The organism is Mesorhizobium sp. B2-6-4, from assembly GCF_006441495.1.
Lineage (GTDB): Bacteria > Pseudomonadota > Alphaproteobacteria > Rhizobiales > Rhizobiaceae > Mesorhizobium.
Genome location: NZ_VFUE01000018.1, coordinates 99,644 through 112,904, shown reverse-complemented (window position 1 = coordinate 112,904; position 13,261 = coordinate 99,644). Strand labels below are relative to the sequence as shown.

The following is a 13,261-nucleotide window of genomic DNA, read 5'->3' as shown; positions in this document are numbered from 1 at the left end:
GTCACGTCCAGAAGGACGGCGCCGTTTCCTCGAGCCGCGGCCCGCGGCGAAACGGCGCGATCTTCTCGGTCAGCCCCGTGCGGTCGGAAATATCAACGCCGACGCCGCACAAGGTCGCGGGTCCGGTCGCCGCCTCGAAACGCCCCTTCGGCACTTTCGACAGGAACCGGTTGAGCGGCTCCTCCTTGTCCATGCCGAGCGACGAATCATAATCGCCGCACATGCCCGCGTCGGAAATGTAGCCGGTGCCGCCATTGAGGATATGGTGATCGGCGGTCGGCTGGTGGGTGTGAGTGCCGACCACGAGGCTGGCGCGACCGTCGACGAAATGCGCGAAGCACATTTTTTCGGAGGTCGCCTCGGCGTGGAAGTCGATGACCACGGCATCCGCCTGCTCGCCGAGCGGACAGGCGGCAAGCTCGCGCTCGCCAGCCTGGAAGGGATCGTCGAGCTCGGGATGCATGAACACCCGGCCCATGATGTTGGCGACCAGCACGCGCGCGCCGCTCCTGGCGATGTAGACGCCCGAGCCGCGCCCTGGCGTACCCTTGGGAAAATTGGAGGGGCGCAGGAAGCGCTCTTCGCGCGGCGCGAAGGCGAGCGCATCGCGCTGGTCCCAGACATGGTTGCCGGTGGTGACGACATCGGCGCCGGCCGCGATGGTCTCGCGAAAAATCTCCTCGGTGATGCCGAAGCCGCCGGCCGCGTTTTCGCCGTTGACGATGACGAAATCGAGCTTGAAGTCCGAGATCAGGCCCGGCAATTGCTCCCACACCGCCGTGCGGCCTGTCTTGCCGACCATGTCGCCGAGGAAGAGAAGTCTCATCACGCTTGACCCCGAAAAGTGGCATGACTTTCGGCAAAGATCATGCGTTCCAAAGAACTATCTACAATTCTGGCTCGAACCGGCGCAACCCGCTCTCGGTGAGTATTTCCGGGATGATGACGTCATGGTCCTCATTGGGAACCATCGTCACTTCCTGGCAGTCGAAAGCAATGCCGATCAGCCGGGGCGCATGCCCCTTGTCGACAAGCTTGGCGATCGCACGGTCATAATAGCCCGCGCCGTAACCGATGCGGTGGCCGCGCGCGTCGAAGCCGGCGAGCGGCACCAGCATGACGGAGGGGTCAAGAACTTCGGCCTCCTCATGCGGCCCGACGGTGCCAAATCCCATATCGATCATCGGCGCGCCGCGTACCAATTCGCGAAAGACGATGGTCGTCTTGTCGAGGATCGCCGGAAGGCAGAGCCGTGCGCCCTTTTCGCGCAAGGCGAACATCAGCGGCCGGACATCGACTTCCGAGCGCATTGGCCAGAAGCCGGACACGATTTGGCCTGGCTCGATGGCAAGCTGGTCGCGCGCGGTTTCGGCCATATCGAGCGCGACTTCCACCCGCCAGAATTCATCGAGCGCGTCGCGGCGGCCAAGTGCTTCCTTGCGCAGCTGTTTTTTCAGGTCTTTTGAGGATGCCATGCGCAGACGCTAGAAAAAGCCAGACCTGAATGGACGTTTTGGGAGCGACGTTTTCCATCGCATGATCCACGAAATACGTGGATGTGGCGAATAAGTGACGATCCACACAACCGGTGGAGAAGTCGATCCCGGGTGCCTACAAAGTAGGTGGGCGCCGTGTGAGAAAACCCACGGGTCTTCCCAGGGACAGCTCCCTAAGGATCGTTAAGGCCCCGGGGAAAAGTGTCTCCTGCCGGGAAGCGCAGACCGTCAGCCCCAATATAGGCCGATGCCCTCCCAAGCGCCAGAGACTTGGCGCCAGAGAGTTGGCGCTCTTGCCCTGCCGGCTTCACACTTCGCCGCCGCCAACCCACCCTTGCATGGGCCAAGCCGTCTCCTTACGGTCGTCCGTACTGAACCAAGGAGCAAAAATGCGTTTCGAAGGCACGGCGGCCTACGTCGCCGACAAGGATCTGATGGTGGCGGTCAACGCGGCGATCGCGCTGGAACGGCCCTTGCTGGTCAAAGGTGAGCCCGGCACCGGCAAGACGGAGCTTGCCAGGCAAGTGGCGGCGGCACTCGGGCTGGAACTCATGGAATGGCACGTCAAATCGACGACGCGGGCGCAGCAAGGCCTCTACGAGTACGATGCAGTGTCGCGGCTGCGCGACAGCCAACTTGGCGATACCAGGTTCAACGATATCAAGAACTACATCAAGCGCGGCAAATTGTGGGAAGCCTTCGCCGCCGGCAAGAAGGTTGTGCTTCTGATCGACGAGATCGACAAGGCCGATATCGAATTTCCCAACGACCTCTTGCAGGAACTCGACCGGATGGAGTTCTTCGTCTACGAGACCGGCGAGACGATCCGCGCCGCGGTGAGGCCGATCGTCATCATCACCTCCAACAACGAGAAGGAACTGCCCGACGCCTTCCTGCGTCGCTGCTTTTTCCACTACATCCGCTTTCCCGACGTCGAGACGCTGCACAGGATCGTCGATGTGCATTATCCCGGCATCAAGCAGAATCTGGTGCGGGCGGCGCTCACTCAGTTCTACGAAATCCGCGACGTGCCGGGACTGAAGAAGAAGCCGTCGACCTCCGAGGCGCTCGACTGGATAAGGCTGCTGGTCGCCGACGACATCGCGCCCGAGGATCTGCGCGCCGACCGGAAGAACGCGCTGCCCAAGCTGCATGGCGCACTGCTGAAGAACGAGCAGGACGTGCATCTGTTCGAACGGCTGGCCTTCATGGCGAGACGGCAAGGGTGACGAGCGGCTCGGCGTCCTGAGGCCGAGCCGCAAGGCATTGCTAGGAGCGCACCTTGCCAGCACCCTGCGCAGGACGCCCGCTTCGCTGCTGCGGCGCGACATGTTTTGGACCGAAGATAGCAAAGCTGATGACGGCAAGAGCCAGAACGCCGATCCCGCTATAGAGCATGACCCAGCCAAAACCGTTGACCAGGGAGGCATGAACGATGGCGCCCGTCGGGTCGAGGGTCGCAAGCTTGGGCGAGTATTGCGCCAGGCCGTCGAGATTGCCGGCTGCGATCTTCTCTGCCAGGGCGCGCAGTTCGTTCGGGTCGATAGCCGTGCCGAAGGCATTGCGCAGATAAGAAACGATCCCTTGCGTCAGCAGCAGTCCCAGCACCGCGATGTTGATGGCAAGGGTGATCAGCCGCGCACTGATATCGATGCCGGACGCCATGCCGGCACGATCGGGTGACACCGAGCCGGTCGTGGTGTTGGTGGTCGGCGAATTGGTCAGGCCGATGCCGATGCCGGCGATCAGCGTGCCGGGCAGCATGGTCAGCCAGTTGCCCTCGAGCCCGGAACCTATCCACATGGCGATGAAACCGACCCCCAATGTCAACAAGCCGAGCGGGATCGCCACCCGCGCCTGATAGCGTGCCCGCAGGCGCTCGGCGATCGACGGCATCAGCATGAAGGGTAGCGTGTAGACGAGCAGCAACAGCCCGGTCGTGGTGCTGTCGTAACCGAGGACCCTCGAAAAATAGATCGGCAGATAGATGATGAACGGCCAGTAGCTGAAATTCATGCCGATGCCGCCCATGATCGCTCCCGAGAATTGGCGGATGCGGAAAACGGAGAAATCGAACATCGGATAGGGATTGATCTTCTCGGCTACGAGGAACGCGACGAAGGCCAGCACGGCCGCGCTTGCCACGCCGATGCGCGCGCCAGCGCCCAGATCGGCCCCTTGCGTGATCAGATAGGAGAAGCCGAACACCGCGAACGACAGTGTCAATATGCCGGCCCGGTCAAGCTTCTGCGCGTTGCGATCGCGCGATTCGGTGACACCGGCGCCGATGAAAGCCAAGGCAAGAACGGCAAGCGGCACATGGATGAGGAACACCCATTGCCAACTCGACAGCGTCACAATCAATCCGCCAATGGCGGGGCCGAAGCCAAGGCCGATGCCCGAGACGACGCTCCAGGCGACGAAGGCTTTGCCGCGTTCACTGCCGTCTTGAAACTGGTGGGACAACACCGCCACGCTGCAGGTAAACATCGCTCCGCCCGCCAGGCCCTGAAGAAACCGGGCGATGATCAGCAGCGGAGCGCTCGTTGCGAGACCGCATAGCAGGGAGGCGAGGCCAAAGGCGACGGTGGTGCCCACCATCACGCGTTTGCGGCCGAGACGGTCGGCCAATGTCCCCGTCGCCATCAACACCGTGGTGCAGGCAATGGTGTAGGCATTCATGATCCATTGCAGATCCTTGAAATCAGCGCCAAGCACGGTTTCCAGTTTCGGCAGGATCACCGGGACGCTGGAGATTTCGAGGCCGAACAGCAGCGAGGCGAGGCAGACCCCCGCAAGAGCAACGGTGTTTCGGTCGATTGGAAACGTCATGTCGGTCACTTTCAGTCGGAGCATTCGGAAGTGGCTGCGAGCGTCGCTCTTCACACAGCGGTCGACATGACTTAAATGGCTTCCGATCATGAAAAAAGACTATGCATTTCTATTTCAGAAATGACAAAATGGAATGATTAGAGATGACCAGTCTTGATGTCGATGCCGTGCGGACCTTCGTCATGGTGGCCGACCTGCAGAGCTTCACGCGTGCGGCTGCCGCGCTGGGCAGCACCCAGGCGACGATCAGCGTCAAGCTGCGTCGGCTGGAAGAGAAGCTCGGCGCGCGTCTGATCGAACGAACGCCGCGCCGCGTGGCCCTCTCGGCAAGGGGAGCGGCTTTTCTCCCGGCGGCGCGTGAATTCCTTGCCTCCCACGAACGAGCCGTCACGGAATTTTCCGACGCGCCGTGTCGGCTTGCTCTCGGCTTTGTCGATCACGTCGCCGGGCCCGAGCTGTCCATATTGATAGCCCAGTTGCATGCCCATGATCCGTCGCTCGCGCTCAACATCAGGATCGATACGAGCTCCATGCTGGAGGAGGCTTTCGATCGCGGTGAGCTCGATGCGGTGATTGTCCATCAGGAAGACGACAGCCGCCGCGGCGAAGCCTTGTCGCGCACCCATTATGGCTGGTTCGCCGCCCCGGCCTTCGAATGGCGGCCGGGAACGCCATTGCGCTTGGCGCTGCTAAGCACCGTATGCAATTGCCCTGACCGCGTGAGAGCTGTCGAGACGCTGGATAAGGCAGGCATTGCCTGGAACGAGGCTTTCGTGGGCGGCGGCGGCGCAGCCGTCAATATCGCGGTGTCGGCCGGCTTCGCCGTCGCTGCGCTCGCCTACCGTGTCGCGCCGCCCGGCCTGGTCGAGGTGGGCCGCAAACTCGGCCTGCCGCCAATTCCCCCTTCCGAGATCGTTTTGCATTCGCACGGCTTGGCGCCAAGGGCACGAGAGGCGCTGCACATGCTCGCGACCGCTTTTCGCGAGTATAATTCGCCGGCGGGATAGGCAAGGGTGTTCCTGATCCCGATTCTGTTGGTATGGATTGGGTTCCAGACTTCAGAGGGAACGAAATGGCCGAGATCACTATCCGCCCGCTCACAGAATCCGACCACGCCGACTGGCGCCGGCTTTGGACCGCTTACCTTGCTTTCTACGAGACGAAGCTGCCGCAAGAGGTCTACGAGGTCACCTGGAAGCGCCTGTTCACGCAAGGCGAGTTCGAACCGAAGGGCTTCATCGCCCTCCTCGACGGCAAGGCTGTCGGCCTCACCCACTACCTGTACCATCGCTCTTGCTGGTCCGAGAAGAACAACTGCTACTTGCAGGATCTGTTCGCCGACCCCGAAGTGCGCGGCAAGGGGATTGGCGCTGCGCTGATCGAAGCCGTGAAGCAGGAAGCCGGCAAGATCGGCGTCAGGAATGTCTACTGGATGACGCACGAAACCAACGCCACGGCGCGCAAGCTCTATGACCATGTCGCGCGCCGCACCGGCTTCATCGAGTACGACCTCTTATAGACAGAAAATGTTCATCCCCTTCTTCCTCGAACTGAAGGCTGCACGCGTTCCCGTCTCTTTGCGGGAATACCTGTTGCTGCTGGAGGGGTTGGAAGCCGGGCTGGTCGACTATGACGTCGAAGGTTTTTACTACCTCGCTCGCGCCGCGCTGGTGAAGGACGAGTGCCATATCGACCGCTTCGACCAGGTGTTCGCGCATGTCTTCAAGGGTGTGGAGGCGCTCAGCGGTCCGAATGCCGTCAACGTCGCTGATATCCCCGAGGAATGGCTGCGCCGGCTGGCCGAAAAGCACCTGACCGAGGAAGAGAAAAAGCTGGTCGCGGCGCTCGGCGGTTTCGAGAAGCTGATGGAGACGCTGAAGCAGCGGCTCGAGGAGCAGAAAGGCCGCCACCAAGGCGGCTCGAAATGGATCGGCACTGGCGGCACCTCGCCTTTCGGCGCCTATGGCTACAATCCCGAAGGCGTGCGCATCGGCCAGCATGAGAGCCGCAACCGCCGGGCCGTGAAGGTCTGGGACAGGCGCGAGTTCAGGAATTTCGACGACGCCGTCGAGCTCGGCACCCGCAACATCAAGATCGCGCTGAAGCGGCTGCGCCGCTGGGTGCGTGAAGGCGCCGAGGAGGAGTTCGACCTGCCCGGCACCATCCACGCCACCGCCGAGCACGGTTATCTCGACGTCAAGACGCGGCCAGAGCGGCGCAACGCGGTGAAGCTTTTGATGTTCTTCGATGTCGGCGGCTCGATGGACGACCACATCAGAAGCGTCGAGGAATTGTTCTCGGCCGCCCGCGCCGAATTCCGCCAGCTCGAATATTTTTATTTCCACAACTGCCTCTACGAGGGCGTGTGGAAGGACAATCGCCGCCGCCATGCCGATACGATCCCGACCTTCGATCTCCTCCACAAATATGGACCTGACTACAAGGTGATCGTGGTCGGCGATGCCTCGATGAGCCCTTACGAAATCGCGCATCCCGGCGGCTCGGTCGAGCACTGGAATCCGGAGGCGGGCGCCGTCTGGCTCGGCCGTCTGCTGCGGCAGTGGCCGAACGCGGTATGGCTAAACCCCGAGAGCCAGAAGAACTGGGGTTTCACCCATTCGATCGCTATGATCCGCGACATGTTCGGCGGCCGCATGTTTCCGCTGACGCTGGCCGGGTTGGAAGGCGCCACCAGGCAATTGTCGCGCAAGCACTAAGCCGGGACAATGACGGGAGGTTCCATGACCTGTTTCCTCTGCCTGCAATGCGGCGTCCAGTTCGCGCAGAGCGAAGCGCCGCCTCGGCATTGTCCGATCTGCGAGGACGAGCGGCAATATGTGCGCTGGGAAGGCCAGGCCTGGATCACACCGGAAGAGCTCGCCGCCGGGCATCGGATCGTGATGAAGGATGATGCCGGCGTGCTCGCCTTCGGCATCGAGCCGCGCTTCGCCATCGGTCAGCGAGCGCTGCTGGCGCAGACGCCGCACGGCAATGTGCTGTGGGACTGCATCTCGATGGTGACCGACGAGGCGGTGGCCGAGATCAATCGCCGCGGCGGCCTTGCCGGGATCGCCATCTCGCACTGCCACTACTATTCGGTGATGGTCGAATGGAGCGAGGCGTTTGGCGGCGTGCCGATCTATCTCCATGACGACGACCGGCAGTGGATCATGCGGCCACACCCGTCGATCGTCAGCTGGCAAGGCGAGACACTGGACCTGAACCCGGCGTTGACGCTCATCCGCTGCGGCGGCCACTTTGCCGGCGGCCAGGTGCTGCACTGGAAGCGCGAAGGCGGCAATGCTCTCCTGGCCGGCGATATCTTGCAGGTGACGCCGACCCGCCGCCACGTCAGCTTCATGTACAGCTATCCCAACTACATCCCGCTCAATGCGGCCGCCGTGCGCCGCATCGCGGCCGCGCTGGAGCCTTTCACATTCGATGACATCTACGGCGCGTGGTGGAACCAGAACGTTATCGGTGGCGCGAAACAGGCGCTGGCGGCCTCCGTTGCGCGCTATCTCACGGCGATCGCGTGAGGAGCGCAGGCGGCACGCTCGAAAATGCGGGCAAATCTCGTAACAAACGCCTATCTTGTTGCGAATAGAGATTGCAATCAACAATGAGCCGTCAAGGCCGAGGAGTTTTCTGCATGGACACCCACACCTATCCCGTCACCCGCACCGACGCCGAATGGCGCGCCCGGCTGACGCCTGAGCAATATGCCGTCATGCGCAACCATGGCACCGAACGCCCGGGCAGCTGTGCGCTGCTTCACGAAAAGCGCGCCGGCACCTTCTTTTGCGTCGGCTGCGACCAGCCGCTGTTCGAATCCAAGCTGAAGTTCGAGAGCGGCACCGGCTGGCCGAGCTTCAACGACCCCGTTCCCGGTTCCATCGAGACCACGACCGACCGCAGCTACGGCATGGTCCGCACGGAATGCCATTGCGCTCGCTGCGGCAGCCATCTCGGCCACGTCTTCGAGGACGGCCCGCCGCCGACCGGGCTGCGCTACTGCATCAACGGTGTGGCGCTGAGATTCGAGCCGGCGGCCTGAGCGCGGCCTCGCCAACGCTTCCTGCGAAGGGCGGCCTCGGCCGCCTTTTTCGTGCAGCATTGTCAGACGACGACTGTTGCGATCAGCCAGAGCGCCGAACCCAGCATAGCAAGGGAGGCCTTGGCGCCCCCGGTTCGCTCCGCCGTCCGCCAGACGGCCGAGGTCAGGAAGATGTTGTAGGGCACCGGCGCGAAATGCACCGCCAGCACAAGACCGAGCGGCGTCTTCACCCCCAGCAGAATGAGCGCCGCCACGGACGATGCAATGTTGATCGCCGTGCCGACGAGCACCATATCGCGCCAGAACAGCCGGTCGAGCCGCACCTGGCCATCCCAACGCGAGCGGAAGAAATCCGCGAGCATCGGCGGCCTATCCCTGTCCCAGAACTTCGGTGACAGCGCACTCGAACCGCGAGCATTCGGTCACCAGCCAGTCCGTCATGGCCGGCCAATTGTCCTCGGCAAAGCAGTTGACCCGCCACTGTGAATTGATGCCGAGGTTTTGTGCGCTCTGCTCCGGCCTGAGCTTCAGCCGTTCCTCGATCGCCGGCTGAAACGGCTTGAGGCGCACCCAGACGTCGGTTGCGCCAAGCTTCTCGTTACGGCCGAAGAAGACGCCGACCACATTCTCGCTCGGCGCCACGTACATGGAGAGCACCAGCGCAAATTCCGGCAGCCCGCGCTGCCAGAACCAGGGCCCTCGCCTCGCCAGCCGGGTTCTTTCTTCCGGGTGACGCTCGGCAAACAGCGTCCAGAAGCCGCGTTGGCGGAACTCCGAGGCCCTTCGGCCGCCGAAGTCGAACTCACTCATCGCCGACCCCGGACGTCACGAGATGCCTCGCCTTACACCATGCCGAGGGCGGCCTTGTAGAGGTCCAGGATGGACTCCTCCTCCTGGCGCTCGGCCTGGTCCTTCTTGCGCAGCCGGATGATCGCGCGCATCGCCTTGGTGTCGAAGCCGGTGCCCTTGGCCTCGGCGAACACTTCCTTGATGTCGTCGGAAATGGTCTTCTTTTCCTCCTCGAGCCGCTCGATGCGCTCGATGAAGGCACGCAACTGGCCGGCGGCAACAGTCTGGCTGGTCTCTGTGATATCGTCGGCCATGTTTTTCTCCAAAAAAATCGGTGCTTCGCCGCGACTCGGGGGAACCGTGCCGCCGCAAATTTCTGCGGTTCGATGCCCGACCAGGGACCGCGGGTCAAGCGGTTATCGAACAGGCCGTCAGGGCTGCCGACAGAAGCCGACAGTCTGTGCCTCTCTCTTGCGAGCTCTCAATTGAAGGCGATCAGCAGGTCCTTGGCATCGATCTGGTCGCCGGCCTTGACCAGCACCTCGGCGACCGTGCCGTCACGCTCGGCATGCAGCGCCGTTTCCATCTTCATCGCTTCGATGGAGAGCAGCACGTCGCCGGCCTTGACGGCCTGGCCGGCGGCCACCGCGAGCGCCGAGACGACGCCCGGCATCGGCGCTCCGACATGCGCCTCGTTGCCGGGTTCGGCCTTGCGCCTTGCCTTGGCGGCGGACGCGCCATGCGCCCGGTCGGGCACCTTGACGCGGCGCGGCTGGCCGTTGAGTTCGAAGAACACGGTGACCATGCCCTTGTCGTCCACGTCGCCGATCGCTTGGCAGCGCACGACCAGCGTCTTGCCCTTCTCGATGTCCACGAACACCTCGTCTTCGGGCTTCATGCCGTAGAAATAGGTCGGCGTCGGCAGCACGCTGACGGGACCGTAGGTTTCCTGCGCGGCCGCGAAGTCCGAGAAGACCTTCGGATACATCAGCCAGGAAGCGAACTCGTATTCGCTGAGCTTGCGCTCGAGCTTCCGTTCGATCTCCTTGCGGCTGGCCTTGAGGTCTGCCGGCTTCAGCAGCGAGCCCGGCCGCGCCGTGATCGGCCTGTCGCCCTTCAGCACTTTCTTCTGCAGCGCCTGCGGCCAGCCGCCAGGCGACTGGCCGAGATCGCCGCGCAGCATCGAGACGACCGAGTCCGGGAAGGCGATGTCCCTCGCCGGGTTCTCGACGTCGGCGACGGTGAGATCCTGGCTGACCATCATCAGCGCCATGTCGCCGACCACCTTGGACGACGGGGTCACCTTGACGATGTCGCCGAACATCAGATTGACGTCGTGATAGGTCTGCGCCACCTCGTGCCAGCGCGTCTCCAGCCCAAGCGAACGCGCCTGTTCCTTGAGGTTCGTGAACTGTCCGCCCGGCATCTCGTGCAGGTAAACTTCGGACGCCGGCCCCTTGAGGTCGCTTTCGAAGGCGGCATACTGGTTGCGCACCGCTTCCCAATAGAAGGAGATCCTCCGGATCCATTGCGGGTCGAGCCCGGGATCGCGCTCGGTGCCCTTCAGCGCCTCGACGATAGAGCCGAGGCAGGGCTGCGAGGTGTTGCCGGAGAACGCATCCATCGCCGCGTCGATGGCGTCGACGCCGCTCTCTACCGCCGCCAGAACCGTTGCCGCTGAGAGCCCCGATGTATCGTGTGTGTGGAAATGGATGGGCAGGTCTGTCGCTTCGCGCAGCGCCTTGAACAGCACGCGCGCGGCGCTCGGCTTCAACAGCCCGGCCATGTCCTTGACCGCTATGATATGGGCGCCGGCCGCCTCGAGCTCTTTCGCCAGCCCGACATAATATTTCAGGTCGTACTTCGCCCGCGTGGGATCGAGAATATCGCCGGTGTAGCAGATCGCGGCCTCGATCAGCTTCCCCTCGGCGCCGACCGCGTCCATGGCGACGCGCATGTTCTCGACCCAGTTCAGGCAGTCGAACACCCGGAACAGGTCGATGCCGCCTGATGCCGCCTGTTTGACGAAATGCTGCACGACATTGTCGGGATAGTTGGTGTAGCCGACGCCGTTGGCGCCCCGCAGAAGCATCTGCAGCAGGAGGTTGGGCGCCGCCTCGCGTACCAGCGAGAGCCGCTCCCAGGGATCCTCGGTGAGAAAGCGCATGGCGACGTCGAAAGTGGCGCCGCCCCAGCATTCAAGCGAAAGCAACTGCGGCAGGGCACGCGCATAGGTGCCCGCTATGCCGGCGATGTCGTGCGTGCGCACACGCGTCGCCAGCAGGGATTGATGGCCGTCGCGCATCGTCGTGTCGGTGACCAGCACCTCTTTTTGCGTGCGCATCCAGGCGGCGAATTTTTCCGGACCGAGCACGTCAAGCTTCTGCTTGCTGCCGCCGGGCACATTGCCGTTGAGGTAGGGCACCACGGGTGCGGCGGCATCGGCTTTCGGCTGCGGCCGGCCGCGCGTCTCGGGATGGCCGTTGACGCTGACGTCGGCAAGATAGTTGAGCAGCTTCGTGGCGCGGTCCTGGCGCTTGACCTGCTCGAACAGCTCCGGCGTCGTGTCGATGAACTTGGTCGTGTAGGAATTGTCGGCGAAGTTCGGGTGATTGATGATCGCTTCGAGGAAAGTCAGGTTTGTGGCCACGCCGCGGATGCGGAATTCGCGCAGCGCCCGGTTCATGCGTGCGATGGTCTCGGCCGGCGTCGGCGCCCATGCGGTCACCTTTTCCAGCAACGGGTCATAGAAGCGGGTAATGACCGCGCCCGAATAGGCGGTGCCGCCATCGAGGCGGATACCGAAGCCGGTGGCGCCGCGATAGGCAGTGATGCGGCCATAGTCCGGGATGAAATTGTGCTCGGGATCCTCGGTGGTGATGCGGCACTGCAGCGCGTGGCCGTTCAGCCTGATGTCCTTTTGTGCCGGAACGCCCGATTCCGGCGTGCCGATGGCGAAGCCGTCGAGAATGTGGATCTGCGCCTTGACGATGTCGATGCCCGTCACCTGTTCGGTGACGGTGTGCTCGACCTGGATGCGCGGATTGACCTCGATGAAATAGAACTTGCCGGTGTCGGCGTCCTGCAGGAACTCGACCGTGCCGGCGCCGATATAGCTGGTTTCGCGCGCGATCTTCAGCGCATGGCCGCACAGCTCCTGGCGCAGCTCCTCGCTGAGATAGGGCGCGGGCGCCCGCTCGACGACCTTCTGGTTGCGGCGCTGGATCGAGCAGTCGCGCTCGAACAGATGCACCGCATTGCCACTGGTATCGCCCAGGATCTGCACTTCGACATGGCGGGCGCGCTCGATCAGCTTTTCGAGATAGACCTCGTCCTTGCCGAAGGCGGCTTTCGCCTCGCGCTTGCCCTCCGTGACCTCGCGGGCGAGATCGGCCTCGGCTCGGATGGCGCGCATGCCGCGGCCGCCGCCGCCCCACGAAGCCTTCAGCATCAGGGGATAGCCGATCTCCGTGGCAAGTTTCTTGAACGCCTCCATGTCGTCCGGCAACGGATCGGTGGCGGGAATGACAGGCACGCCGACCTCGATGGCCAGATTGCGCGCCGCGACCTTGTTGCCAAGCCGGCGCATCGTCTCCGGCTTGGGCCCGATGAAGGTGATCCCGGCTTCGGCACAGGCCTCGGCGAATTCGGGGCTTTCCGAAAGCAGTCCATAGCCGGGGTGGATCGCATCGGCGCCCGACAGCCTGGCGACGCGGATCACCTCCTCGATCGAGAGATAGCTTTCGATCGGCCCCATATCCTTGTTGAGGTGCGGCCCGCGCCCGACCTGGTAACTCTCGTCGGCCTTGAAGCGATGCAGCGAATATTTGTCCTCCTCGGCCCAGATCGCCACCGTTTTGAGGCCGAGTTCATTGGCCGCGCGAAACACGCGGATGGCGATTTCGGACCGGTTGGCGACGAGGATCTTCGTGATGGCCAAGGATTGGGCTCCAGCAGCGGAAGGGAAGAGCAAGCGGCGCCATGATTAGCGTGAAAATGCTGCAGTGCAAACAAAATTTGACGCACGTTTAAACCGATTTAAACCCGAGTCTTCGCCTTGAGAGCGTGGTCCCAAACGGCTGAACAT

General features: G+C 63.0%; 13 protein-coding genes and 1 other RNA gene. 6 read left to right on the top strand and 8 right to left on the bottom strand.

The window, feature by feature from the left end:
- Position 1 precedes the first annotated feature (1 nt).
- The 3 genes from FJ426_RS23440 to ssrS all read right to left on the bottom strand — a co-directional run bounded on the left by FJ426_RS23440 (position 2) and on the right by ssrS (position 1,726).
- Positions 2-826 (bottom strand): YmdB family metallophosphoesterase, encoded by an 825-nt coding sequence (locus tag FJ426_RS23440; protein WP_140493122.1) that lies wholly within the window; start codon positions 824-826, stop codon positions 2-4.
- Between the two features lie 61 nt (positions 827-887).
- Entirely contained in the window at positions 888-1,475 is a 588-nt protein-coding gene (locus FJ426_RS23435) for a 5-formyltetrahydrofolate cyclo-ligase (protein ID WP_140517540.1), read from the bottom strand.
- Positions 1,476-1,570: 95 nt separating this feature from the next.
- A non-coding RNA gene (gene ssrS / locus FJ426_RS23430) (6S RNA) lies at positions 1,571-1,726 on the bottom strand.
- Positions 1,727-1,885: 159 nt separating this feature from the next.
- On the opposite strand from ssrS, the gene FJ426_RS23425 reads away from it, so the two are divergent.
- On the top strand, positions 1,886-2,725 hold the full coding sequence (locus FJ426_RS23425; protein WP_140560785.1) for a MoxR family ATPase: 840 nt from the start codon (positions 1,886-1,888) through the stop codon (positions 2,723-2,725).
- A 40-nt stretch (positions 2,726-2,765) separates the two neighbouring features.
- Here the strand turns inward: FJ426_RS23425 and FJ426_RS23420 are convergent, their stop codons facing one another.
- Positions 2,766-4,328 carry an MFS transporter gene (locus tag FJ426_RS23420; protein WP_246675585.1) on the bottom strand — a complete coding sequence of 521 codons (1,563 nt, stop codon included), beginning with the start codon at positions 4,326-4,328 and terminating at the stop codon, positions 2,766-2,768.
- A 143-nt stretch (positions 4,329-4,471) separates the two neighbouring features.
- Between FJ426_RS23420 and FJ426_RS23415 the strand changes: the two genes are divergently transcribed.
- The 5 genes from FJ426_RS23415 (at position 4,472) to msrB (ending at position 8,385) form a co-directional block, all read left to right on the top strand.
- The gene (locus FJ426_RS23415; RefSeq protein ID WP_140560783.1) at positions 4,472-5,335 is read left to right on the top strand and encodes a LysR family transcriptional regulator; all 864 of its coding nucleotides are present in this window, start codon (positions 4,472-4,474) and stop codon (positions 5,333-5,335) included.
- Between the two features lie 65 nt (positions 5,336-5,400).
- Positions 5,401-5,847 (top strand): GNAT family N-acetyltransferase, encoded by a 447-nt coding sequence (locus tag FJ426_RS23410; RefSeq protein WP_140493107.1) that lies wholly within the window; start codon positions 5,401-5,403, stop codon positions 5,845-5,847.
- Positions 5,848-5,854: 7 nt separating this feature from the next.
- Positions 5,855-7,045 carry a VWA domain-containing protein gene (locus FJ426_RS23405; protein ID WP_140670706.1) on the top strand — a complete coding sequence of 397 codons (1,191 nt, stop codon included), beginning with the start codon at positions 5,855-5,857 and terminating at the stop codon, positions 7,043-7,045.
- Positions 7,046-7,069: 24 nt separating this feature from the next.
- On the top strand, positions 7,070-7,867 hold the full coding sequence (locus tag FJ426_RS23400) for an MBL fold metallo-hydrolase (protein WP_140560781.1): 798 nt from the start codon (positions 7,070-7,072) through the stop codon (positions 7,865-7,867).
- Between the two features lie 113 nt (positions 7,868-7,980).
- Positions 7,981-8,385, top strand: coding sequence for a peptide-methionine (R)-S-oxide reductase MsrB (msrB, locus tag FJ426_RS23395; RefSeq protein WP_140560780.1), 405 nt, complete (start codon positions 7,981-7,983; stop codon positions 8,383-8,385).
- 62 nt (positions 8,386-8,447) lie between these two features.
- On the opposite strand, the gene FJ426_RS23390 is transcribed toward msrB, so the two are convergent.
- The 4 genes from FJ426_RS23390 to pyc all read right to left on the bottom strand — a co-directional run bounded on the left by FJ426_RS23390 (position 8,448) and on the right by pyc (position 13,114).
- Positions 8,448-8,747 (bottom strand): hypothetical protein, encoded by a 300-nt coding sequence (locus FJ426_RS23390; RefSeq protein ID WP_140517534.1) that lies wholly within the window; start codon positions 8,745-8,747, stop codon positions 8,448-8,450.
- Between the two features lie 7 nt (positions 8,748-8,754).
- On the bottom strand, positions 8,755-9,195 hold the full coding sequence (locus FJ426_RS23385; protein ID WP_140517533.1) for a hypothetical protein: 441 nt from the start codon (positions 9,193-9,195) through the stop codon (positions 8,755-8,757).
- A 32-nt stretch (positions 9,196-9,227) separates the two neighbouring features.
- On the bottom strand, positions 9,228-9,488 hold the full coding sequence (locus FJ426_RS23380) for a DUF2312 domain-containing protein (protein WP_140493089.1): 261 nt from the start codon (positions 9,486-9,488) through the stop codon (positions 9,228-9,230).
- 167 nt (positions 9,489-9,655) lie between these two features.
- A complete protein-coding gene (gene pyc / locus FJ426_RS23375) occupies positions 9,656-13,114 on the bottom strand; it encodes a pyruvate carboxylase (protein WP_140560779.1) in 3,459 nt (1,152 codons plus the stop codon).
- Between the last annotated feature and the right edge of the window lie 147 nt (positions 13,115-13,261).